Here is a 23,157-nt window from a genome sequence, read left to right as displayed (position 1 = left end):
ATCAGGTATATCATGACCGAATCTTTTGCAGCCCTCTTTGAAGAAAGTGAATTAAACCTCAACGTTGAAAAGGGTGCAGTCATCCAAGGTGTTGTTGTAAACATCGATAGCGACTGGGTAACTGTTGACACTGGCCTAAAGTCTGAAGGCATTGTTGACCGTGCTGAATTTTTAAATGAACAACGTGAACTTGAAGTTCAGGTTGGTGATACTGTTGACGTAGTTGTTGAAGCTCTTGACAACGGTATGGGTCAAACAGTTTTATCACGTGAAAAAGCTAAGCGTGCTGAAACTTGGACTAAACTTGAAAAAATCTTTGAAGATGGCGAAATCGTTACTGGTGTTATCTCTGGTAAAGTTAAAGGCGGTTTCACTGTTGACATCGGTCCTGTTCGTGCATTCTTACCAGGTTCATTAGTTGACACTCGTCCTATCCGTGACACTACTCACCTTGAAGGTAAAGAGTTAGAGTTTAAAGTAATCAAACTTGATGCTAAACGTAATAACGTTGTTGTATCTCGTCGTGCTGTTATGGAAGCTGAATCTTCTGCTGACCGTGAAGCATTACTTGCTCAACTTGAAGAAGGTCAAACAGTTACAGGTACAATCAAAAACCTTACTGATTACGGCGCATTCGTTGATCTTGGCGGTATTGACGGTCTTCTCCATATCACAGATATGGCTTGGAAACGTATCAAACACCCTTCAGAAGTTGTTGAAGTTGGTCAAGAAGTTACTGTTAAAGTACTTAAATTCGACCGTGAGCGTAACCGCGTATCTTTAGGCCTTAAGCAATTAGGCGAAGATCCATGGTTAGCGATCATGAGCCGTTACCCTAAAGGTTCTATCGTTAAAGCTCGTGTAACTAACTTAACTGACTACGGTTGTTTCGCTGAAATCGCTGAAGGCGTTGAAGGTTTAGTTCACGTTTCTGAAATGGACCACACTAACAAAAACATCCACCCATCTAAAGTTGTTCAGATTGGTGATGAAGTTGATGTTATGGTTCTTGAAGTTGACGAAGAACGTCGTCGTATCAGCCTTGGTATCAAACAAACTCGTGCTAACCCATGGGAAGAGTTTGCTAAAGCTCATGAGAAAGGCGAAAAAGTATCTGGTACTATCAAGTCTATCACTGACTTTGGTATCTTCATTGGCTTGAACGGCGGTATCGACGGTTTAGTACACTTGTCTGATATTTCTTGGAACGAGCAAGGTGAAGAAGCTATTCGTCGTTACAAGAAAGGTGACACTGTTGAAGCTGTTATCTTGTCTGTAGACGCTGAAGGTAACCGTATCAGCCTTGGTATCAAGCAATTGAACAGCGATCCGTTCAATGATTTCTTAGCTGCTAACGAACGCGGTGCTTTAGTTAAAGGTACTGTAACTGCAGTTGATGCTCGTGGCGCAACTGTTAAGTTGGCTGACGAAGTAGAAGCTACTCTTAAAGCTTCTGAAATCAACCGTGACCGCGTTGAAGATGCAACTAAATTCTTAGAAGTTGGTCAAGAAGTTGAAGCGAAAATCATCAACGTTGATCGTAAATCTCGCTCTATCAACTTGTCTGTTAAAGCAAAAGACGAAGCTGAAGAGAAAGAAGCAGTTGCTAGCTTGCGTACAGCAACAACAAATCAAGAAAATGGTCCTAAGACTATTGGTGATTTGATTAAAGCACAAATGAAGTAATAGGTTAACAAAGTACAGTTTCATGTAACGGAATTGTACTTTTTATACAAATTACTGTAAACGGTAGCCTAGTATTCAACATACTGCGCTACCGTTTTGTATTTAAACAGGTTATTATCAGACGACATAGAGTAGCAATAAATAACGAGGTCGTAGATGACTACTGAAGCTCTTAATAAGTCTGATTTGATTGAACGCATTGCGCTGAAAAACCCACACTTAGCTGAACCTTTGGTGGAAGAGGCGGTTAAAATTATGATTGATCAAATGATAGAGGCCCTATCAACTGATAATCGAATTGAAATCCGTGGTTTCGGTAGCTTTGCTTTACACCACCGTGATCCAAGAGTTGGTCGTAATCCTAAAACAGGAAGATCAGTAGAAGTGGCAGCTAAAGCTGTTCCACATTTCAAACCCGGTAAAGCACTGCGTGATGCAGTCAACGAATCCGGGAAATAAATAAAAATTTATAAGCGGGGTGCCTATGCGTTATATTTTAATTGCATTGCTTATTGTTGTATTTGGTTATTCTTTAGCACTTGTATTGCAAAATCCAACAGAGCTGTCTGTTGATTTGTTATTTACCCAAGTTCCAGCTATGCGTTTAGGCTTATTATTGCTACTCACATTGGTGCTTGGAACAGTGGTTGGTCTTTTGTTAGGTGTGCAGGTTTTCAGAGTATTCCAAAAAGGTTGGGAAATTAAACGCCTGCGTAAAGATATTGACCATTTAAGAAAAGAACAAATCCAAAGTGCTCAATTAGCAGCAGCTGAGGCAGCTGCAAATGTAAGACATGAAAAAACCGTTGTAGATATTTATCCGCAAGATAAAAACTCTACTCCGCTATAATCCCCGTACTACTCTTTATTAATGAGTAAAGAGTAGTATTTTCCTTAATTTATTAGCCTGTTCTTGTTTGTATTTTTCTAAACATAAGTCTCTATAAAATTATTGTCTCTAAATTTGAAAGCCTTCCTTATACATTCCTTTATTACTTGATGACTTGTCTATTATAATGATGCTGATTTTATATGATGGAAGAAAGTCTCTTGAGTATCATTGTTGCGTTAGATGCAAAAAGCCAATATGACGCTTTAAAAATTGTTGAACAACTTGATCCTACTTTATGTCGTGTAAAAGTGGGTAAAGAGCTTTTTACTCATGAAGGCCCATCTGTTGTAAAAAAACTTCAAGAACAAAACTTTGAAGTTTTTCTTGATCTTAAATTTCATGATATTCCAAATACTACCGCTCAGGCTGTTTGTGCAGCAGCTGATTTAGGCGTGTGGATGGTCAACGTCCATGCTTCAGGTGGCCGTAAAATGATGGAAACTTGTGTAGAACGCTTAAAAGCAGGTAACTATCAAACTCAATTAATTGCGGTTACTGTGTTAACTTCAATGGGGCGTGAAGATTTAAAAGATATTGGTTTAGATATTGAGCCAGTAGAGCATGTAAAACGCTTAGCTAAACTCACGAAAGAAAGTGGATTAGATGGTGTGGTTTGTTCTGCACAAGAAGCTAAAATTCTACGTGAATTGATTGGACAAGATTTCTCTTTAGTAACACCTGGTATTCGTCCAGAAGGTTCAAATGCGGACGACCAAAAACGTATTGTGACTCCCAAGCAGGCTATGCTTGATGGTTCTACATACTTAGTCATTGGTCGACCGATTACTAAAGCAGAAAATCCAACAGAAATGTTGAAATCTATTCTTACTTCAATTGCTTAAAAATTTAGGAATAAGCTAATTAATAGCGGGGCGAGTAGGCTTAACAATAAGCCGCTCATCATGGCATGTGGTACATAATGTGTACCACATGACTGTTTTACCATGGCTAAGGTAACATCCATTGATGTTGCGCCAGCACTTGAGATAGCAGGGCGTGGAAAACGCCATCCCATTGTATACATTAAAAATATAGCCACAATTTCTCTAAATAAATCAGTTAATAATGCAATACCACCTAGTTCTGCCGAGTGTAATTGGGTAAATAAGATCCCTGACATTGAATACCAGCCATAACCTTGTGCTAATGCTAACGTCTCATTCAGTGCAAAATGCTTGCTAAGTAAAAAGTAGTTAAAGAAGCCGGCTATACATGAACCGATAAAAGCGGCTAAGGGTACAATTAAAATCTTCCAGCTTAACCACGTACGGTTGAAATGAGTGAAGGCAAGTTCAATACCAATTAAGAAAATAAATAGTAATAATAAATACCAACTATTAAAGGCCATATGTGAATTGAATTGAGTGGCAATAGCTCCTAATAGAACACCGACGCCTAAAGCAAGAAAGGCCTTTGCAATATTTTTTAAAGCATTTACAAAAAGTTGAAGTGAAATTTTGCCTTTGACACTTTGTTTATCAAAAATTGTATAAGCCAATAAACAGGTAAAGAAAGAACCAAAAGATGTTGTAAGTGCAATAATGATAGCGGGTGGAAGTATGGCAGAAGGATTCTCAATTTGATCAAGTGCTAGTGTTAATTCTAAAGCTACACTTGCTAAGAGAATATAAGAAAAATAGGGCAGTATTTTAAAAATAAACTTTTGGATATTTAAAGATAGTTTGGGTGCTAGAAAATAGCCGAAAGCGAGTGCTAAAAATATTTGAATGATGAGATAAAAAGATTGCATATAATAATAGGTGGATTGTTTTAACCCACCTATTATGTCTTGAACATTTTAAGCTGCATAGCTCTGTGCGCTTTTATTTAAGAGTAAATAATCTTTAGGATTAACTTTGCGTGTTTCTAACCAGTACTTCCATGTATAGGTGGGCCATAGTGAAAAGTTTTTTCCATCGGCAGATTGATACCAGCTACTACAACCTCCAGCTTGCCACACAGTTCCTTGAAGCTGAATTTGAACCCGTTCGTTAAAAGCATCTTGAACTTCTGGTTTAATTTCAACAGCTTTTTGGCCTGTTTTTTCTACAAGTTGGATGAGTTGTAAAATGTAATTTACTTGAGATTCAATCATAAAAATAATCGAATTATGACCTAATACTGTATTAGGCCCGACTAACTGGAATAGATTAGGAAACTTTTTAGTCATAATACCGTAATAACTTTCTGCACCATTTTTCCACGCCTGTTTTAACTCAACTTGATTACGTCCAATACAAGTGCAGTGTTTCAAGTAAATACGTGGGTCAGTAATAAAACCAGTACCGTAAATTAAACAATCGATAAATCGCTCTTTACCATCTTTAGTAACAATACTATTTTCTTTAATTTCTTGAATACTATCCGTTACTAGCTCAACATTTTTACGGTTAAATGTAGGGAAGTATTTATTTGAAATAAGAATACGTTTACATCCCATCACAAAGTCAGGTGTAAGTTTCTTGGCTACTTCTTTATCTTTCACTTGGAAGCGAATGAAAGCTTCTGCCAATTTTTGACCATATTTCATAATTTGTGGTTGAACAATGGGTACAACGCGCGACTCATTACTCCAATAAAGACGACTACGATGAATTTGGCGATAAAGATTAGAAGATTTGAATAATGCTTTACTCAAACGAGAGTATTTGCGTTCATCTCGTGGTATTACCCAAGCTGCTGTTCTTTGGAATACATAGAGCTGTTTAACATTTCCAGCTATTTCTGGAATATATTGAATCGCGCTACCACCAGTACCAATAGATGCGACTGATTTACCATTTAGGTTATAGTCATGTTTCCACTGTGATGAATGAAAAACTTTCCCTTTGAATTTTTCGATGCCTTGAATATGGGGGATTTGTGGGATGTGTAAGGGACCTGATGCAAAAACTACAAATTGAGCTTCAATCGAAGGCTGATTTTTAAAATCAAGAGTCCATACGTGACGCATTTCATCATATTGGACATGAGTTACATCGTGATTGAACTTACAGTAATTTTTAATCTTATATTTTTCTGTAATATCTTGAATATATTCAAATATCTCTGGTCCCTCAGCGTAACGTTTCGACCAGTCTGTTTTAGGGGCAAACGAGAGAGAATACATATGAGATTGAACATCACATGCCGCACCAGGGTAGCGATTTTCACGCCAGGTTCCACCAACATCATCTGATTTTTCTAAAATAACAAAGTCTTGCTGTTGATTTTGCAGTAAGCGTATTGCCATTGCTAGGCCACCAAATCCAGCACCAATAATAGCGATTTTAGTTTTTTGAATAGCATCTTGCTTTGTGTTTAGCATTGGAAACCCTGCATAAGCTGAAAAGAGGATTGCAGGCAAGACTAACGTTTTTTGATCAGTTTAAACATGATTGTATCGACGTGAAAATTGATAGATTCGGCAATTAATTTTCTTTCTTCTTTATAGTAAAACATTTGAGTCTAGGGAAATTGATAGAAGAATGAAACGGTCGATACTTGGTTTAATGTATTTAATTCAAGGAATGCGCAATGCGGGCATTGATGTCGACTCACGTTTGGCTGGTATAGGAATTAAAGTTGATGCTTTAGATCCGAGCTCCACAATTCATGATCGCCTAGAATGGGATATACAACAAATTATTAGTGAAAATGTTGAGCCTGAAAAGGGTCTATTCATTGGACAGCATTATGCTTTGGCCGGTTACGGGCCACTACTTATGTTGCTTGTAACAAGTAATGATGTTCAAACTGCATTAAGTAAAGGGATAAAATATCAAAGACTTACTCATTTGTTTGGTGCTTTAGGGCTTTATGAAACGGATGAGCGCACCATCTTAAATTATTTGCCTGTTGATTTGAAAACCCAAGTGGGACAGTTACGGGCACAATGTGAAGTTTCAGGAACTTATAAATTTATTCAAGATATTTATATGATGATGGGATTAGAAATGCCCGCTATGCGTATAGAACTTCCATTTGAAAAACCAACGGATTCAGAGACCTTATCTCGCTATTTTGCATACTATGGCGATGATGTGCACTTTAATGGTAAATATGCAGCATTTAGCCTAAGCAAGGATGTACTTGAAATCAAAATTCCTTCTGCAGACATCATTACACATCGTATTTATGAATCAAAATGTATTACAGAAATAACAAGATTAAATCAACAAGATCACCAAACTCCACATATCATACAATGTGTGCAAGATTATCTTGAGTTGCAACAAGGAATTATCCCGAGCATGGCGGAAACAGCTTTTGCATTGAAAATGCCTGAAAGGACATTAAGGCATCAATTGCAACAGTTAAATACGAGTTATAAGCAAATTCGTGAACAAATTATCAAGAATAAGGCATTAAAGCTTATGGAATATAGAGAATACTCAATAGAAGTTATTGCCGACTTACTCGGTTATTCTGAACCAGCGGCATTTAATCATGCATTTAAACGATGGTTTGGACAGAGTCCTCGACAATATGGCAAAGAGTCATCGTCGTAATTCTTGATGCTAAAAGCTAATGTGGTTGAACAAAATGTTCGCTATACTCCTATCAGTTAAAATTGAAATAAAACGATATGTTAAATTTAAAATCTTCTCATAGTACTGCATTCTCACCTTCTTCCCCAGCAGAACGCTATGCTGAGGCTTTAGCTTCAGGCCAGTTTATGGCAGATGAAGCGCAAGCACAGGCAGTGCAAGAATTAGACCGTGTATGGAAAGAACTTTTAAACCGTTATAAAGCCTCTAAAAAAGCTTTCCGTCGTTTTCGCCGCCAAACCTCACCTAAAGGTGTCTATATGTGGGGTGGAGTAGGCCGTGGAAAAACTTGGCTTATGGATCAATTTTATGAGTCAGTGCCATTTCGTCGTAAAACACGTATGCACTTTCATCATTTTATGCAACATGTCCATAAAGAATTAAACAAGCTTTCTGGTCAACGTAATCCACTTGAAATTGTGGCTGACCAAATTTATAAAGATGCAGTGGTTATTTGTTTTGATGAGTTCTTTGTATCAAACGTAACTGATGCAATGATCTTGAGTGATTTATTCCAAAAATTGTTTGTTCGTGGCGTGACATTGATTGCTACATCAAACATTGCACCAGACGGTTTATATAAAAACGGTATTCATCGTGACCGTTTCTTGCCAACAATTGAAATGGTTAAAAAGAATTGTACTGTTTTAAACGTAGATGCAGGTGTGGATTATCGTTTACGTGTCTTAAAACAAGCTCAATTATTTAAATCTCCATTAAGTAATGAAGTCCAAAGCTGGATGGCGGAACGTTTTAGTGCTTTAACTCACACACAAGCTCATTCTCAAGAGCCGATTGTGATTAATAATCGTGTGGTCGAGACTCTAGGTCATACAGAAGATGTGTTGTGGTGTGAGTTTTCTGAACTTTGCTTTAAACCACGCAGCCCAGCAGATTTTATTGAAATTGCAAATATCTATAATACGGTTCTGGTAAGTAATGTTCCGCATTTAACAGATTTCTTGTCTGAAGGTACACGTCGTTTTATCTACTTAGTCGATGAGTTTTATGACCGTGGAGTAAAGTTACTTTTAACTTCACAAGATAGTATTATTGATATTTATCAAGGTGAAAAATTAGCCTTTGAAATTGAGCGTACTCGTTCACGTTTACTGGAAATGCAATCGGATGAATATTTGCATTCTGAACATCGTCATATTGATGAAGCTAAAAATGCATAAAAATAGATATGAAAAGCGCTCTTTATAGGGCGCTTTTTTTACAACAAAAATAGATAAATTTAGTTAAATAATGCTTTTTCAGACTGCAAAGTTTGATATAACTAAATACGCTTTAGAAAAATAAGATAGTGGAATTTTTTGTCTGTTAACAAAAAGTCTAGTTTCAGTATCTTTAAATATTGAATAAATTGTTGGGAATCCTAGTTAGAATTTTAATATTTCCTATATAGAAAAATTTATCTTTGTCAATAGTTTTACAAGGGAAAATGCTTACTATTTAGGAATGTGATATTAGTATTCAGCTTAATTTAAATCGGTATACTAGGATTCTCTTGGTATAAAAAGTAGCAACTTCAGGAAAGACAATGACTGCACGTATTCAAAAAGGCAAGTTAGCGATTGCTAAAGAACTTTACGATTTTATCGAAAATGAAGCTTTACCAGGTTCTGGTTTAGATAGTGAAACTTACTGGAAGAACTTTGAGCAAGTTGTTGTCGATCTTAGCCCAAAAAATAAAGCATTATTGGCTAAGCGTGATGAATTACAAGCAAAAATTGATGAATGGCACCGCAACAATAAATTTGAATTAGGTGCTTATAAGGCGTTCTTAACAGAAATTGGTTATTTATTGCCAGAAGTTGAAGACTTTCAAATTACAACTGAAAACGTTGATGAAGAAATCGCATTATTGGCAGGGCCGCAGTTAGTTGTACCTGTACGTAATGCACGTTATAGCTTAAACGCAGCAAATGCTCGTTGGGGCTCTTTATATGATGCACTTTATGGCTTCGATGTAATTTCTGAAGAAGGCGGAGCTGAAAAAGGTAAAGGATATAACCCTGTACGTGGTGCAAAAGTAATTGAGTTCGCTAAAAATTTCTTAAATGAAGTTTTCCCACTTGCACAAGGCTCACATGCAGATGCGACAAAATATGCGATTGAGCAAAACAAACTTGTTGTGACTTTGAAAGATGGTTCAAAAACAGGTTTAGCTCATGAAGCTCAGTTCGTTGGTTTTAATGGTGAAGAAGCGAACCCTACAGAAGTTGTTCTTTTAAGTAATGGCCTTCATGTCATTATCGAAATTGATGCATCTAGCCCAGTTGGTCAAACTGATTTAGCGGGTGTTAAAGACCTAACATTCGAAGCGGCTGTAACTACTATTCAGGATTTAGAAGATTCTGTTGCGGCAGTAGATGCTGAAGAAAAAGTTGAAGGTTACCGTAACTGGTTAGGTTTAATGAAAGGTACGCTTCAAGAATCTATCGAGAAAAATGGTAAAACGATTGTTCGTGATTTAAATAAAGATCGCGAAATTAAAAACTTAATTGGTGGTACAACGAAACTTCATGGTCGTTCACTTATGTTACTTCGTAACGTAGGTCACTTAATGACTAACCCAGCTATTTTGGTAGATGGTGAAGAGATTTTCGAAGGCATTATGGATGCATTGGTAACACCATTGTTGTCAGTTGCAGACATTCGTAGTGAAAACGAAAACAAGAACTCTCGTAAAGGTTCTATGTATATTGTTAAGCCAAAAATGCATGGTCCAGAAGAAGTTGCTTTTGCTGTAGAGTTATTTGAACGTGCTGAACAGGCGATTGGCTTACCGCCTAAATCGTTAAAAATCGGTATTATGGATGAAGAGCGCCGTACATCTGTAAACTTGAAAAACTGTATTGCTGCTGCAAAAGACCGCACAATCTTTATTAATACTGGTTTCATGGACCGTACTGGTGATGAAATTCATACTTCAATGGAAGCTGCACCAGTTGTTCGTAAAGAAGCCGTAAAAACACAAAAATGGATTGCTGCTTACGAAAACCGTAACGTTGCAATTGGTTTGAAGACTGGTTTACAAGGTAAAGCACAAATTGGTAAAGGCATGTGGCCAAAACCAGATAGCATGAAAGATATGTTGGCAACTAAAGCTGCACATCCAAATGCGGGTGCTTCATGTGCTTGGGTTCCATCTCCAGCAGGTGCCGTGCTTCATGCGATGCATTACCATCAAGTGAATGTTAAAGCACGTCAAGATCAGTTGAAAGCTGAAGAAATGTTGTCATTAGATGACTTGTTGACTCCTCCGTTTGCACCAGAAACAAACTGGTCAGCAGAAGAAATCAACAATGAGCTTGAAAATAACTGCCAAGGTATTTTAGGTTACGTTGTTCGTTGGGTTGACTTAGGTGTAGGTTGTTCGAAAGTTCCTGACATTAATAATGTGGGCTTAATGGAAGACCGTGCAACATTACGTATTTCTTCTCAACACGTTGCAAACTGGTTACGTCATGGTATTGTGACTCGTGAACAAGTTGAAGAAGTGCTTAAACGCATGGCAAAAATTGTTGATGAGCAAAATGCAAATGATCCATTGTATAAACCAATGGCTGCTAACTTTGAAACCAATATTGCTTTCCAAGCAGCTTCTGACCTCATCTTTAAAGGTTGTGAACAGCCTTCAGGTTATACTGAGCCGTTACTTCATGCTGCTCGTTTAAAGTTAAAAGGTTATACAGGTGACTAATTTTAACCTGTCATAAAAAAAGCCTCTTCGGAGGCTTTTTTGTTCTCGGTATATTTTTTGCGTAAACTAAGAAAATGTATCTCTAAAGGATTTTTGAGTTTGATTAATTTGAAAAATCTAGATCGTAAGAATTGGATTCAATGTGCAAAATTATCATTGGATGAATCTCAAAAAGAATATGTTGCACCAAATGTATATTCTATTGCTGAGTCTAAAGTGGAAGAACATTACTGTCCAAGAGTGATCTGTTTCAATAATGATGTCATTGGGTTCTTAATGTATTGTGTCGAAATTGATCCACCTGATGAGACTTTATTTTGGTTGTTTCGTTTTATGATTGATAAAAATAATCAAGCTAAAGGTTATGGTACCGCAGCGTTGCAAATTGCAATCGATGAAATATTTACAAAAGGAGCTAAACGCATTCGAACTATGTATAAATCATCTAATGATTGTGCTGGAAAACTTTATAAAAAATTGGGTTTTATAGAAACTGGAGAATATGATGAATGTGGAGATATTATTTTAGAGTTGAATATTTCCCTTCAAAAAAAACGCTAACTGAAAATTCCAGTTAGCGTATGAAGTAATAGAATAGATTTAAAAGCAATTTTAGTTACTGCTCACAATTCCAATTTTGGTGACACCTAAACGCTGCGCTGTAGCCATGACCATCGCTACATTTTTATATTCAGCCATTTGATCTGGTTTAAGTTTGATCTGGTCTTGATCTTTTTTGGCAACCACACTTTGAAATAAAGTCTCTAGTGCGGTGCGGTCTGAAACCTGCTGATTATTCCAAAACACTTTACCTGCTGCATCAATTCTTACATCAATCATTTCAGGTGGTTTTTCATTTGTTGGAGGCGGTGTGCCATTTGGCAAATTAATATTAATCGAGTTGTTTGGTGCAGGGATGGTAATAATGAACATAATAATAAGTACCAACATGACATCAATAAGAGGTGTCATGTTGACCTCTAACATCACATCGTCATCATTATTTGAACCGACATTCATACCCATAAAATTCTCCTTAAAATAATTACTGGGAGGCTGGTGGGGTAGTAACAAATGCAATTTTGCCAATACCAGCTTGTTTGGTCGTGCTAATGACCTGATCTATCGCCTCAAAATGAGTAAGCTGGTCTCCACGAATATGAACTTCTGGCTGAGGCCTTTTTTGTGCAACTGCTTGAAGCTTTGATAGCAATATTTCTTTATTAGGTACATAGCTTTCATTCCAGAAAATATCTCCTTTCTTGTTCACAGAAAGTTGAATATTTTCAGGTGTGGTGGCATATGGCGTATTTTTTTCTTCTGGCAGTTTCACTGGAACCGTATGTGTAACTACCGGAATCGTAATTAAGAAAATAATAAGTAAAACCAACATGACATCAACTAGAGGCGTCGTATTAATTGCGCCAATCATTTCGTCATCATCTTCAGAACCAACACTCATACCCATAACGTTTGCTCCTCGTTATTTAATGCTGCGGTTAACCGAATTATTGGTACTAATTTCTCCGCTTAATAAAACTGCGTGTAAATCTGAACCAAATGAACGAACATTTTCCATAACGGCTTTATTACGGCGAGTTAGCCAGTTGTAACCAAGTACAGCGGGTACTGCGACTGCAAGACCAATAGCTGTCATAATTAAAGCTTCACCGACAGGACCAGCAACTTTATCAATAGATGCCTGACCTGAAATTCCGATGGCTGTTAATGCGTGATAAATTCCCCAAACCGTACCAAAAAGACCAACAAAGGGTGCCGTTGATCCAACGGTTGCTAAGAAAGCTAAACCACCACCTAAGTGATTTTGTATTTTTTCAATTGCACGTTGAATTGATATGCTCACCCATGTATTAAAATCGATTCGCTCAAGTAAAGAGCCGCCGTGCGATTTAGTTGAGTTAATGCCTTTTTCTGCAATAAAGCGATATGCGCTACTTTGTTCTAAATTATCAGCTGCATTATCTAGTGAAGTTGCTTCCCAAAAACTTTTCTCTGCTTCTTTACCTTGGCGTTTTACTTTAGCTTGCTGTAAGAATTTTGAAATAATGATGTACCACGTGCCAATAGACATTAGCACTAATATAAATAAAGTAGATTTAGCGACTAAGTCTCCTTCACGCCAAAGCGCTTCTAGACCATAAGGGTTTTTAACAGTTTCGCTTGTTGCTGGTTTCGGTGGTGGAGTTGGAGTATTTGCATTTGAAGTAGCTTCAGTGGTTGCAGTTGCCACAGGAGCATTACTCGTTTCTTCTGCAAAAACCGAGTTTAATGGAAGTAATGAGCAAGCTGCGATTAAACTTGCAGAAGCGAAACGTACTAGCGGTTGAGTTGATTTTTTCATCATATTATCTCCAATATTTTTTAATTTCTGACTAATTCAATTGTTTATTCAATTACGAATGGATATTCAATTTCATACCAGTCTTGCTGAGGCACGCCATCTTTCATTGCTGGTTTGAATGTACATAAGCTGTAAGCTTTAGTTGCTGCTTTATCTAGGGTTTTGCTGCCACTTGATTTTTTTACTTTGGCATCAATGACTTTGCCTGAAGTATCAACCAAAACACGTATACGCACCGTACCTTGTTCTTCATTCATCAGTGCTTCACGAGGATATTCCGGTTTTTCACAGCCAGCAGAACCTTCCGAAACACCGCGAGTTACGCCAGCTGGTTTAGGAGCTGGGGCCGCTGCCACTGGAGCTGGTGCGGCAACAGGGCTTGGTGATGGGGTGTTAGGTGCAGCAGGAGCTGGGGTAGCAACTTTAGTTGGTTGAGCTACTGGTGTCGTTTTTTGTACCGGTGTCGCTACTTTCTCTACTTGTTTAGGCGGCTCAGGAACTTTGGCAACTTTTTCTACCATTTTAGGAGGTTCAGGCGGTTTTTCCTTAGGTTTTGGCTCCTCTGGTTTGGGTGGAGGAGGCGGTTTAATATCTTGAATAATTTGTAATTCCACAGGTTTTTCTGCTGGTTTTTGAATATTGTTTGCTAAACCTGACATCAGAATATAGGCAACAATAAGATGCAGAAAAAGTACTGCGGCAATACCAATAAGGCGCTTTGCAGATTTATTTTCTATGTCTGTAAAAGTCATGCCCATAGTTACTCCTGAAACTTGAGACAAACAATTCTTAAATTAATGTTTGACTAAGGGTGAGTATTCGGTCTGCAAACACGATGTTTAAAGTCATGTTTGCAGAACAACCATTTAGAACTTATATGTACCTCGTACAAAGTACGTACGCCCTAAAGGATCTGCGTAACGTGGGTCATATCCCATTTGAAAGTTATCAATTACATTAGAAGCAGGAGGGTCTTCATCAAAAATATTTTTAATACCAGCGGTCACTTCTAGATTTTTAAAGCCTTTATAAGTGCCTGAAATATTGTATGTTGTATAGTCGCTGACTCTATGGTTTTGGTCGTTAGAGTTTTGATCTTGGTACCCACGAGAGAAGTTTTGTTGCAGGTTTAAAGCCCAGTTTTCATAATTCCAATTTAGGTTTGCAGTATGTTTCCATCGCAGAATAATAGATTGATAGTCTAAGCCGCTATATGACCCAGCAACACCTATCCATTCTCCATCTGGCTCGGCTTGGTATTTGTAATCAGTTATATATGTACCATCAATGTTGAAACCGAAACGACCTGTAGCAGTCATTGGAGAAACCCAACTTAAGCCGACGTCGAAACCAGAAGTTTTAATTCCACCTAAATTTTGTTGTGTTGTAATAATATAATCTAATGAGCCATCAGGATTACGTACAAATTTGTCTGCATATTTCACAGGGTCATTAAAAATAGCAGTTTCTGAAAGTGTAGCAATTTGCTTGTCGACTTCGATATTGAAGTAATCAAGAGTGAAGGCTAAATTTTTAATTGGTTCAAATACTAAGCCTGCAGTAAAAGACTTTGACTCTTCTGGATCTAGAGTTTTATTCCCTCCATTTTGTCTGTCGAATTGCATATTACAATCGCGTTCTTTTTTCCCTCCTGGTTGTACAACTCCGCCAGGGCAAAGTACTGGATCGTCATATGCTGCACCTGTGTTGGTTACTGAATTTGGCCCATTCACTTCCCAAAGTGTTGGAGCTCTGAAGCCCGTACTATAAGTTGTACGGAACATTAATTGTTTAATAGGTTCCCAACGAAGTGCAAATTTTGGATTAAACGTATCACCAAAATCATTGTAGTCATCATAACGAGCAGCAATTTGAGCTTCTAAAGTTTTAAGAAGTGGGATATGAAATTCGGTAAATACCGATTTAATATTACGATCGCCAGTATTTACTGGCTCATCAGGATCGACACCTGTACTAGGTGCCACTCGGGCAACATCAGTAACGACTTTTGAAGTCCAGTCTTCATAACGATAGCTTGCTCCAACTGCAAAACCAACGTCTCCAGCTGGTAATTTAAATATAGGTCGACTTGCAGTGAAATCAACGGTAGTTGTATCTAAGTTGGCTTTTAAGTATTTACCTTCAACTCCTAACTCATTCCATACATTAGCATCTTCAGGGTTTTGTGGTCCGAATGGGTTTAAAATACCATTATTTAAAGCTTCTTGTGTTTTATCAAAGTTTAAATAGCCACTTACGATAGCATCCGATGCACTACTATGTGCATAGGTAACGCCTGAATTAATGTCCCAACCATGAGTTTCACCCTCAATACCAGCAAACAATCTATGTGATTGGTTAATACTGTTACTTATACGATTACCCGATTGTGAACGCAGATATAGAGGGATAGTTCCCTTCGCGCCTGCTAAAGCTGGAGTTATGCCGTTTCCTGGATAATATTTACTACTAGAGTCAAGCGTCAGATCAAAAAAAACATCTGGCGCAACTGAAGTAGTGACTTCACTTCTTGCATATAAATATTCTGCAATCGCGTTAAAATTATCATTTAGTTTAAATGTTGCTCGGCCCATAGCTGAGATGTCTTCTGTTTTTGGAACAATTCCAATCACAGCTTGACTGTTATATCGACAAGTTCCATCATCGACACTATTAAGAGGGTTATTACCACAACCAGTGGATGCGTAAGGGTTACCTAAACCTGGGACATTGGCAGGGAATGAACCACTACTGGTTCTATTGACACCTAATTCGGGTAATATCCCTCCACGTCGACTAACTTTACGGTCTTTGGCCATGACATCATCGCCTTTGCGATAGTCCACCACACCAAAAACGTTATAGCCATTTTCGTCTAAATCACCGAAGCCACCAAAGATGCTGTAGTCTTGCTGCTCACCGCCTTTTTGTTCTGGTTTTTGATAACCAGCGGTCAGATTAAGTCCGGTAAATTGCTTTTTGGTAATAAAGTTAATTACCCCGCCAATTGCATCTGTTCCATAAATGGAAGAGGCGCCATCTCTTAGAACCTCAATGCGGTCTAACATTGCAAGTGGGATAATATTTAAGTTTGTGACGCCACTGTCATATGCATTTGCAGCTAATCGACGACCATTAAGTAAAACAAGTGTTTTATTAGCACCTAAGGCTCTCAAGTTTGCCGCTGAACCAGCTGTTTTACTTGCACCCACGTTACTGGCAGTAACAAAATTAGATTGGTTTGCACTAATTTTGGCTAAAGCTTCTTCAGTTGTAGTTACCCCTTGTTTTAAAATTTCATCCACTTTTACAATAGTAATGGGTGAAGCACTTTGAGCTGCAACTCCCTTGATTGAAGAGCCTGTCACAGCAACTTTTACAACTTTGACGGGTTTATCATCATTGCTTGATTGTTCTGTTTCTGCTGCTTGTGCCATGGTAAGACACATCATGCTTAAACTAAGGGTACTTAATTTAAGAATTGTTCTGCCAATCTTGGGGGTTACCTGAGATCGAACATTGTATTTTTTTTTCATCGTGGATTTGATCCCTTTTTGTTGTAGTTAGCGATATTGCTGGAAAGTTTTTAAGCAAAGCAAGTGCCAACTATATATTTTTCTTTTTTTAGTTTATGCAAAATATTGATATATATTGATTTTATTATGTTTGTGGTGAGGATTTAGTGTTTTATCTTCACCTAAAAAATTTTCCATTTGGTAAGTTTTTATACAGTGGCCAAAAGTTCCAAAAATATTTGTACAAAAAGTAATCATTATTGGATTGTTCATGTATCGATTCGTATCTTTTGTATCTTTTTAGAACTTTTTTAAATGTAATCATATAATGTAACATTTCTTTTGTTTTTTAATTTTTTAATATAAATTAATAACTTGTGTTGATGTTTATTGTTTGATCTATAAAAAAATTATGAACTAGAATGAAACATTCATGACTTTTAATTGTGCATTATGGGCTAATAATGAATAAGTTATATAAATATAATATTTGGCAAAAACTTACTTTTATTTATATAGTCCCAGAAGTTTTAAGTGCCTAATTAAAATGTAAATTTTAAATATTTCTATATGAATTATTCTTGATCATAAAATATGGCATGAAATTCGCTTTATATTAGATAGTTACAGCTTTCTAATTTCATTATGATGTTTTCCATTCGATCAAATAAAAGATTGAATAGAAAGATTAATAATTTACAAAGAAGAAAGTAGTCCATTGAGAAAGAACTTTTCTTATTCGGATTTAGATGTTACTCAAAAGGATAATATCTTTAAAAAATTAATTAAGTAGGTAGGAACTTGAAATTAAAAATTTTTAAGCTCGCCATTTTAAGTCTGGCTATTACATCAGTTTCTTGTGCTTTCGCCCAAACGCCTGCGCAACCAAACAAAATATTACACGTTGCCTATGAAGCCCCAGATGATGGTTTTGACATGGTTAAAACCACCAATTTTTATAGTGCCAGTATCGCGGAAACTATATTTGAGCCTTTACTCAAATATGATTATTTAGCTCGTCCCGTACAGTTAGTTCCATATACGGCTGAAAGCCTGCCTAAGGTGGAACAAGATGGTAAAGTTTATACATTTAAAATCAGGCCAGGTATTTATTTTACCAATGACCCTGCTTTTAAAGGTAAACGCCGTGAGCTGGTAGCTGAAGACTACGTCTACGCAATTAAACGCATTTTAGATCCTGAAAATAGGGCACCTTCAGTTTCTTTTATTGAGGGTAAGTTGTTAGGTGCCGATGCAGTTGTAGCTCAAGCAAAGGAAACGGGAAAGTTTAATTATGCTACTCCAATTGCTGGGGTCAAAGCACTTGATCGATACACTCTACAATTCACTTTGACTCGGCAAGATTTTAATCTTCCTTATATTCTTGCCTATATTGCATTTGGGGCCGTTGCTAAAGAGGCTGTTGACTATTACGGTGACCGTATTGGCATGCATCCGGTTGGTACCGGACCTTACATGTTAAGTAAATATGTTCCAAGAAGTAAGGTCGAGTTAGTTGCTAATCCTGATTATCGTGGTTTTATCTGGAATTTTAAATCAACAGGAACACCTTGGGATAACCAGCTCGTTAAAGAAATGAGCGGTAAGAAAATGCCCCAAATTGGTAAGGTTGTAGTCAGTATTATTGAAGAACAACAGTCACGATGGCTAGCTTTTCAGTCTGGTCAATTAGATTTTGACAGACTTACAGCAGATGCTGTTCCTCAAGCTTTAGATGGAAATCAACTTAAGACTTCTTTTCAGAAAAGGGGAATTAAGCATTTTCCAAATAAAGAACCTGAAATGACCTATACGATGATGAACATGCGTGATCCGGTCATTGGTGGTTTTAGCCCAGAAAAGATTGCACTTCGTAGAGCAATTACGTTGGCATATAATCAAAAAGAAAGTATAAGACTGGCTTACAAAGGCCAAGCTGTTAGAGCAGAAATGTTCATACCTGAAGGTGTAAATGGATATAACCCCAAGTACAGAAGTAGTGTAGGGTACAATCCATTATTGGCAAATAAATTACTTGATTATTATGGTTATAAAAAAGGGGCTGATGGCTATCGAAACTTGCCAAACGGAAAACCTTTAGTTTTAAAAATTAATAATGAAAATAGCTCAGCATCGGTTATTCACTCTGAACTCTGGAAAAAAAATCTAGACGCGATTGGTATTCGCGCAGAATTCAAAGTGAGTAATTTTGCAGATAACTTAAAGGCTGCAACTCAATGTAAATATATGATTTGGAGCGGCGCATGGATTGCTGACTATCCTGAAGGAGACAATTTTGCACAATTACTGTATGGACCAAATGCTGGTCAGGGAAACCATGCTTGTTACCAGTCTAAAACATATGATGCCCTTTATAATCAAGCCACTCATTTACCACCCCAACAACGTCTACCATATTATGAAAAGCTTAACCGCCAGATTGAAGCTGATAATCCCTGGATTATTCATGTAACGCGAATTCGTAATTGGTTGATACGGCCACAAGTTCAGGGTTTTAAACCTCATCCAATAATGAACACAAACTGGCAATATCTTGATATTACCCCTGATAAAAAATAATTTTAGATAAAGATAAATATGACTGAAAATTTAATAAAACAGCTCAAGCATTGTGGTGTCAGTTTTTTACTTGCTAGCATGGCATTAACTGGTTCTACAGCTCTATGTGCTAAAAGCCCAGCCGATCCCAATAAAGTTCTACGTTACGTATTCCCGACAGCAGAAACAGGTTTCGACCCAGCTTATATTCATGATCTATACTCAGCACATGTAACCACTTCAATATTTGAAACTTTATATACCTATGATTACTTGGCAAGGCCAGCAAAACTCGTTCCGAAGATAGCTACAGCCATGCCAGAAGTCAGTGCCGACGGTCTGACCTATACCATTCACATAAAAAAGGGTATTTATTTTACACAGGACCCTGTTTTTAAAGGTAAACCACGAGAATTAACAGCCAATGATTATGCGTACTCTTTTAAGCGTTTATTGGACCCGAATTTACGTTCTCCAAATAGCTGGTTGCTAGAGAACAAAATTGAAGGTATGGATGCACTAATAAACGCAGCCAATAAAACTGGAAAATTTAACTATGACGAAAAGGTAATTGGTTTACAAACACCAGATAAATACACCTTGGTGATTCGTTTAGTTAAGCCAGATTATAACTTTCCTTTGTTACTGGCACATGACCCTACAGGTGCGGTGGCACGTGAAGTCATCGAAAAATATAAAGATAAAGCAGGTTATGTAATGGGCCATCCTGTAGGGACTGGACCTTATGTACTCAGTAAATGGGTACCAGCATCACGAATTGTTTTAAAAGCGAATCCTGATTTCCGTGGTTTTACTTGGAACTTTGCTGCCAGTAGTCCTGAAGATGAGGCAATTGTAAAACGCCTTAAAGGTAAAAAAATGCCTCAAATAGGCACAATTGATATTCAGGTTATGGAAGAAAATCAATCACGATGGCTGGCATTTCAGCGTGGTGAAATTGATATATTTCAGCTTGAAGGTCAACTGGTCGCAAAAGCAATTAAAGACGGTAAATTAAGACCTGAACTTGCTAAAGAAGGTGTGCAGCTATCTCGTATTGTTGATCCTGAAATTAGCTATATATATTGGAACCTTAAAAATCCGGTTGTTGGTGGAATGAGTAAAGAAAAGGTTGCTTTGCGCCGTGCAATAGCCATGTCTCGTTCAATAGATCAAGAAATTAAATTAGTAAGAAATGATGATGCTCAGCGTTTAGATTTTCCAGTTCCACCAGGGGTAGTGGGTAACGATCCACAGTATAGAACCAGTACGCCATATTCCGTGAAAGCAGCAAATTTACTATTAGATCGATATCACTATAAAAAAGATGCTTCAGGTTGGCGTACACAACCAGACGGTAAGCCTCTCGTCATTGAATATATGGCGCGCAGTGACAGTATTGGTCAGCAAAGCGCTGAGCTTTGGAAAAAGAACTTTGATAGTTTAAATATTCGCATGGTCTTTAAACCCATGCTTTTTGCAGACCTCATTCGAGCGCAAAAACAATGTGAAGGTATGTTTGGTTCTTCTGCATGGATCGCTGATTATCCAGATGGGGATAATTTTATGCAGAATTTTTATGGACCCAATACGCATATGACGAACTGGTCTTGTGGTTCGACACCAGAGTTTGATCAGTTATATCGTCAGACACAACAAATGCAAGCAGGTCCTGAGAGAGATGCGCTTTATCGAAAAATGACACGTTTATTAGAAGTGTATATGCCTGTTCAGGTCTCTTATGCACGCTACAGAAATATGCTGGCTCAACCACAAATCATTGGGTATAAAAAGCATCCAATTTTACATGCTGAGTGGATGTATTTTGATATCGATACACATACTAAATCTAATCATTAAATGAAAAAAATTGGAGATATGATGAAAAATAATGCATTGAAAATGACAACTTTATGTATGTTGACCATAGGTATAAGTCAGTTTGCAACGGCAGAGACAACACGTCCTACTTTGCCATTACTTAAAGCACAACAGCTCCCAGCATGGTGTGATGCTAATTTAAAAAAGATTCAACAACAGATTACTATTTTTGAAAAAACGCCTGTGAAAGATAATGCAGCAGCGGCACCTATATTGGCAAAATGGGATAAAATTTTTGCGCATTTTGAAGATTTCTCAGGTCCGATAAGTCTATATAGTAACGTAGACCCAGATGCAAAATTACGTAAGGCAGCTGAAGACTGTGAAATCAAAATTAATCAGTTTCACACTGATATATTTCAGAACCCGAAGCTATATAACTTAATTAAAAATACACAAGCAACAGACCCAATTGACCAAAAATACCGCCAAGATATTCTAGATCAGTTTGAAGACACAGGTGTTCAACTTGAACCAGTAAAGCGTGCACGAATGAAGGCCATTCTGGATGAGTTGACCAAACTCGAACAAGAATATGCCCGTAATGTCCGTGATAATCCGGAGAAACTTGAGTTTACTCCTGAAGAGATGAAAGGCTTACCTCAAAGTTATATTTCAGCATTAAAGAAAAATGCTAAAGGTAATTATTTATTAGGTTTTGAATATCCTGAATATCGTCCTTTTATGGAGTTGGCAGATAATGATGATGCTCGGAAAAGATATCAAATTGCCTTTACTCGACGTGGTACTGAGCAAAATTTAAAACTACTTAAACAAGCAATTGATTTGCGTTATGAGCTTGCGCAGTTATTTGGAAAAGCAAGTTATGCAGATTGGGTTTTAAAAGACCGTATGGCTAAAACGCCTGAGGCTGTAAATCAATTTTTAGCAGAAGTCCAAAAAACAGTAGCACCACTTGAACGTAAAGAAGTAGAAGAACTCCGTGCATTTAAAGCACAAACTTTAAAAACACCATTAGAAAAAACCGAGATCACACGTTGGAGTGAAGCTTACTGGAGCGAAAAACTTCGTAAGAATAAATATCAGATTGATCAGGAAAAACTTCGTGATTATTTCCCAACTTTAGCTTCTCAAAAATGGTTATTTGCTATTTCATCTGACCTTTACGGCATTGATTTTAAACCTGTCAAAGTTAAAGCATGGCAGGATGAAGTTGAATATTACGATGTAGTTGACAAAAAAACAGGAAAGCTTCTTGGCGGCTTATATATGGATAAATTTCCTCGTGAAGGGAAATATGGCCATGCTGCCGTTTGGGGAGTATATGGTGGCAGTACTTTAACCAATCGATTACCAGTTTCAGCATTAGTCACCAATTTTAACCGTAAAGGTTTAAATAGTGACGAGCTAGAAACTTTTGTTCATGAATTTGGTCATGCTTTACATGGCATTTTATCTAATACACGTTATGCAAGTCAGTCAGGAACATCCGTAGAGCGTGATTTTGTAGAAGCGCCGTCTCAAATGTATGAAGAGTGGGCACGCCGTAAAGAGACTTTATCTAAAGTGGCTGATTACTGTGATCCAGCATGTCCACGTGTTGATGACGAACTAATTGCCCGTTTAAAAGCTGTACATAACTATGGTCGTGGCTTGCGCTATGCGCGTCAGACTCTTTATGCACAGTACGATATGTCACTGCACACTGCTGATGCCTTAAAGGTAAAACCTTTAGAAAATTGGCAAAAAATGGAAGCTGCTACAGCCTTAGGTTATGTACCAACAACAGAATTTCCTGGGCAGTTTGGGCATTTGATGGGCGGTTATCAAGCAGGTTATTACGGCTATATGTGGTCTGAGGTTTTAGCTTTAGACATGCTTTCTGCATATGGTGACAACCTTAATAACCCGCAAGTTGGACAGCGTTACCGTCAAACCATTTTGTCACAAGGTAGCCAAAAGCCGGCTGCTGAATTAGTTAAAGATTTCCTTGGCCGTGAACCTGATAACAAAGCGTTCTTTAATGAAATTACCGGACAACGGGTTAAATAAGGAATTAT

The 23,157-nt window shown here is 37.5% G+C and carries 18 protein-coding genes; 11 read left to right on the top strand and 7 right to left on the bottom strand.

Translation table 11 applies throughout. The annotated features are described in order from the left end of the window. The first annotated feature begins 12 nt into the window (after positions 1–12). The 4 genes from rpsA (at position 13) to pyrF (ending at position 3,420) form a co-directional block, all read left to right on the top strand. On the top strand, positions 13–1,686 hold the full coding sequence (gene rpsA, locus K6I41_RS10320; protein WP_004792715.1) for a 30S ribosomal protein S1: 1,674 nt from the start codon (positions 13–15) through the stop codon (positions 1,684–1,686). A gap of 156 nt (positions 1,687–1,842) precedes the next feature. Beyond that, complete coding sequence (locus K6I41_RS10315) at positions 1,843–2,145, top strand: integration host factor subunit beta (protein WP_003651488.1); 303 nt, start codon at positions 1,843–1,845, stop codon at positions 2,143–2,145. A 25-nt stretch (positions 2,146–2,170) separates the two neighbouring features. Next, entirely contained in the window at positions 2,171–2,536 is a 366-nt protein-coding gene (locus K6I41_RS10310) for a lipopolysaccharide assembly protein LapA domain-containing protein (protein WP_002121360.1), read from the top strand. Between the two features lie 185 nt (positions 2,537–2,721). Beyond that, positions 2,722–3,420, top strand: coding sequence for an orotidine-5'-phosphate decarboxylase (pyrF, locus tag K6I41_RS10305; RefSeq protein ID WP_250375778.1), 699 nt, complete (start codon positions 2,722–2,724; stop codon positions 3,418–3,420). Here pyrF and K6I41_RS10300 read toward each other — a convergent pair. Continuing rightward, the gene (locus K6I41_RS10300) at positions 3,417–4,328 is read right to left on the bottom strand and encodes a LysO family transporter (RefSeq protein WP_250374245.1); all 912 of its coding nucleotides are present in this window, start codon (positions 4,326–4,328) and stop codon (positions 3,417–3,419) included. The two genes, pyrF and K6I41_RS10300, sit on opposite strands and share 4 nt — an antisense overlap. Before the next feature lie 48 nt (positions 4,329–4,376). Then, positions 4,377–5,924 carry a flavin-containing monooxygenase gene (locus K6I41_RS10295; protein ID WP_250374244.1) on the bottom strand — a complete coding sequence of 516 codons (1,548 nt, stop codon included), beginning with the start codon at positions 5,922–5,924 and terminating at the stop codon, positions 4,377–4,379. Between the two features lie 121 nt (positions 5,925–6,045). Here K6I41_RS10295 and K6I41_RS10290 point away from each other — a divergent pair, with 121 nt between their 5' ends. The 4 genes from K6I41_RS10290 to K6I41_RS10275 all read left to right on the top strand — a co-directional run bounded on the left by K6I41_RS10290 (position 6,046) and on the right by K6I41_RS10275 (position 11,380). After that, positions 6,046–7,068, top strand: coding sequence for an AraC family transcriptional regulator (locus K6I41_RS10290; protein WP_013198070.1), 1,023 nt, complete (start codon positions 6,046–6,048; stop codon positions 7,066–7,068). 77 nt (positions 7,069–7,145) lie between these two features. After that, a complete protein-coding gene (zapE, locus tag K6I41_RS10285) occupies positions 7,146–8,288 on the top strand; it encodes a cell division protein ZapE (RefSeq protein WP_174732204.1) in 1,143 nt (380 codons plus the stop codon). A 365-nt stretch (positions 8,289–8,653) separates the two neighbouring features. Continuing rightward, positions 8,654–10,819 (top strand): malate synthase G, encoded by a 2,166-nt coding sequence (locus K6I41_RS10280; protein WP_192454235.1) that lies wholly within the window; start codon positions 8,654–8,656, stop codon positions 10,817–10,819. A 99-nt stretch (positions 10,820–10,918) separates the two neighbouring features. Further along, positions 10,919–11,380, top strand: coding sequence for a GNAT family N-acetyltransferase (locus K6I41_RS10275; protein ID WP_250374243.1), 462 nt, complete (start codon positions 10,919–10,921; stop codon positions 11,378–11,380). Positions 11,381–11,431: 51 nt separating this feature from the next. Here K6I41_RS10275 and K6I41_RS10270 read toward each other — a convergent pair whose 3' ends face one another. The 5 genes from K6I41_RS10270 to K6I41_RS10250 form a co-directional block, all read right to left on the bottom strand. Further along, positions 11,432–11,845 (bottom strand): ExbD/TolR family protein, encoded by a 414-nt coding sequence (locus K6I41_RS10270; RefSeq protein ID WP_250374242.1) that lies wholly within the window; start codon positions 11,843–11,845, stop codon positions 11,432–11,434. A gap of 19 nt (positions 11,846–11,864) precedes the next feature. Beyond that, entirely contained in the window at positions 11,865–12,287 is a 423-nt protein-coding gene (locus K6I41_RS10265) for an ExbD/TolR family protein (protein ID WP_004792697.1), read from the bottom strand. A gap of 15 nt (positions 12,288–12,302) precedes the next feature. Further along, entirely contained in the window at positions 12,303–13,184 is an 882-nt protein-coding gene (locus tag K6I41_RS10260; RefSeq protein WP_174731767.1) for a MotA/TolQ/ExbB proton channel family protein, read from the bottom strand. A 41-nt stretch (positions 13,185–13,225) separates the two neighbouring features. Further along, complete coding sequence (locus K6I41_RS10255) at positions 13,226–13,939, bottom strand: energy transducer TonB (protein ID WP_250374241.1); 714 nt, start codon at positions 13,937–13,939, stop codon at positions 13,226–13,228. A gap of 108 nt (positions 13,940–14,047) precedes the next feature. After that, positions 14,048–16,717 carry a TonB-dependent receptor gene (locus K6I41_RS10250; protein WP_250374240.1) on the bottom strand — a complete coding sequence of 890 codons (2,670 nt, stop codon included), beginning with the start codon at positions 16,715–16,717 and terminating at the stop codon, positions 14,048–14,050. Positions 16,718–17,497: 780 nt separating this feature from the next. Here K6I41_RS10250 and K6I41_RS10245 point away from each other — a divergent pair. Genes K6I41_RS10245 through K6I41_RS10235 form a run of 3 tightly spaced genes read left to right on the top strand, consistent with a single transcriptional unit; the run spans position 17,498 to position 23,149 of the window. Continuing rightward, positions 17,498–19,276 carry an ABC transporter substrate-binding protein gene (locus K6I41_RS10245; RefSeq protein WP_250374239.1) on the top strand — a complete coding sequence of 593 codons (1,779 nt, stop codon included), beginning with the start codon at positions 17,498–17,500 and terminating at the stop codon, positions 19,274–19,276. A gap of 18 nt (positions 19,277–19,294) precedes the next feature. Beyond that, a complete protein-coding gene (locus K6I41_RS10240) occupies positions 19,295–21,115 on the top strand; it encodes an ABC transporter substrate-binding protein (RefSeq protein ID WP_250374238.1) in 1,821 nt (606 codons plus the stop codon). Beyond that, the gene (locus tag K6I41_RS10235; protein ID WP_250374237.1) at positions 21,116–23,149 is read left to right on the top strand and encodes a M3 family metallopeptidase; all 2,034 of its coding nucleotides are present in this window, start codon (positions 21,116–21,118) and stop codon (positions 23,147–23,149) included. Positions 23,150–23,157: the final 8 nt, after the last annotated feature.

The sequence above is a fragment of the Acinetobacter sp. AS23 genome, from assembly GCF_023612055.1.
Classification (GTDB): Bacteria; Pseudomonadota; Gammaproteobacteria; order Pseudomonadales; family Moraxellaceae; genus Acinetobacter; species Acinetobacter oleivorans.
The sequence above is the reverse complement of the archived record's forward strand: the minus strand, read 5'-3'. Positions and strand labels throughout refer to the sequence as shown.

Excerpts from the sequence above, each read along its gene's own strand:
- K6I41_RS10315 (WP_003651488.1), top strand. The coding sequence starts at position 1,843 with ATGACTACTGAAGCTCTTAATAAGTCTGATTTGATTGAACGCATTGCG.
- K6I41_RS10280 (WP_192454235.1), top strand. The coding sequence starts at position 8,654 with ATGACTGCACGTATTCAAAAAGGCAAGTTAGCGATTGCTAAAGAACTT.
- K6I41_RS10255 (WP_250374241.1), bottom strand. The coding sequence starts at position 13,939 with ATGGGCATGACTTTTACAGACATAGAAAATAAATCTGCAAAGCGCCTT.
- K6I41_RS10310 (WP_002121360.1), top strand. The coding sequence starts at position 2,171 with ATGCGTTATATTTTAATTGCATTGCTTATTGTTGTATTTGGTTATTCT.
- K6I41_RS10270 (WP_250374242.1), bottom strand. The coding sequence starts at position 11,845 with ATGGGTATGAATGTCGGTTCAAATAATGATGACGATGTGATGTTAGAG.
- K6I41_RS10240 (WP_250374238.1), top strand. The coding sequence starts at position 19,295 with ATGACTGAAAATTTAATAAAACAGCTCAAGCATTGTGGTGTCAGTTTT.
- K6I41_RS10290 (WP_013198070.1), top strand. The coding sequence starts at position 6,046 with ATGAAACGGTCGATACTTGGTTTAATGTATTTAATTCAAGGAATGCGC.
- K6I41_RS10250 (WP_250374240.1), bottom strand. The coding sequence starts at position 16,717 with ATGAAAAAAAAATACAATGTTCGATCTCAGGTAACCCCCAAGATTGGC.
- K6I41_RS10260 (WP_174731767.1), bottom strand. The coding sequence starts at position 13,184 with ATGATGAAAAAATCAACTCAACCGCTAGTACGTTTCGCTTCTGCAAGT.
- rpsA (WP_004792715.1), top strand. The coding sequence starts at position 13 with ATGACCGAATCTTTTGCAGCCCTCTTTGAAGAAAGTGAATTAAACCTC.
- K6I41_RS10235 (WP_250374237.1), top strand. The coding sequence starts at position 21,116 with ATGAAAAAAATTGGAGATATGATGAAAAATAATGCATTGAAAATGACA.
- zapE (WP_174732204.1), top strand. The coding sequence starts at position 7,146 with ATGTTAAATTTAAAATCTTCTCATAGTACTGCATTCTCACCTTCTTCC.
- pyrF (WP_250375778.1), top strand. The coding sequence starts at position 2,722 with ATGGAAGAAAGTCTCTTGAGTATCATTGTTGCGTTAGATGCAAAAAGC.
- K6I41_RS10265 (WP_004792697.1), bottom strand. The coding sequence starts at position 12,287 with ATGGGTATGAGTGTTGGTTCTGAAGATGATGACGAAATGATTGGCGCA.
- K6I41_RS10300 (WP_250374245.1), bottom strand. The coding sequence starts at position 4,328 with ATGCAATCTTTTTATCTCATCATTCAAATATTTTTAGCACTCGCTTTC.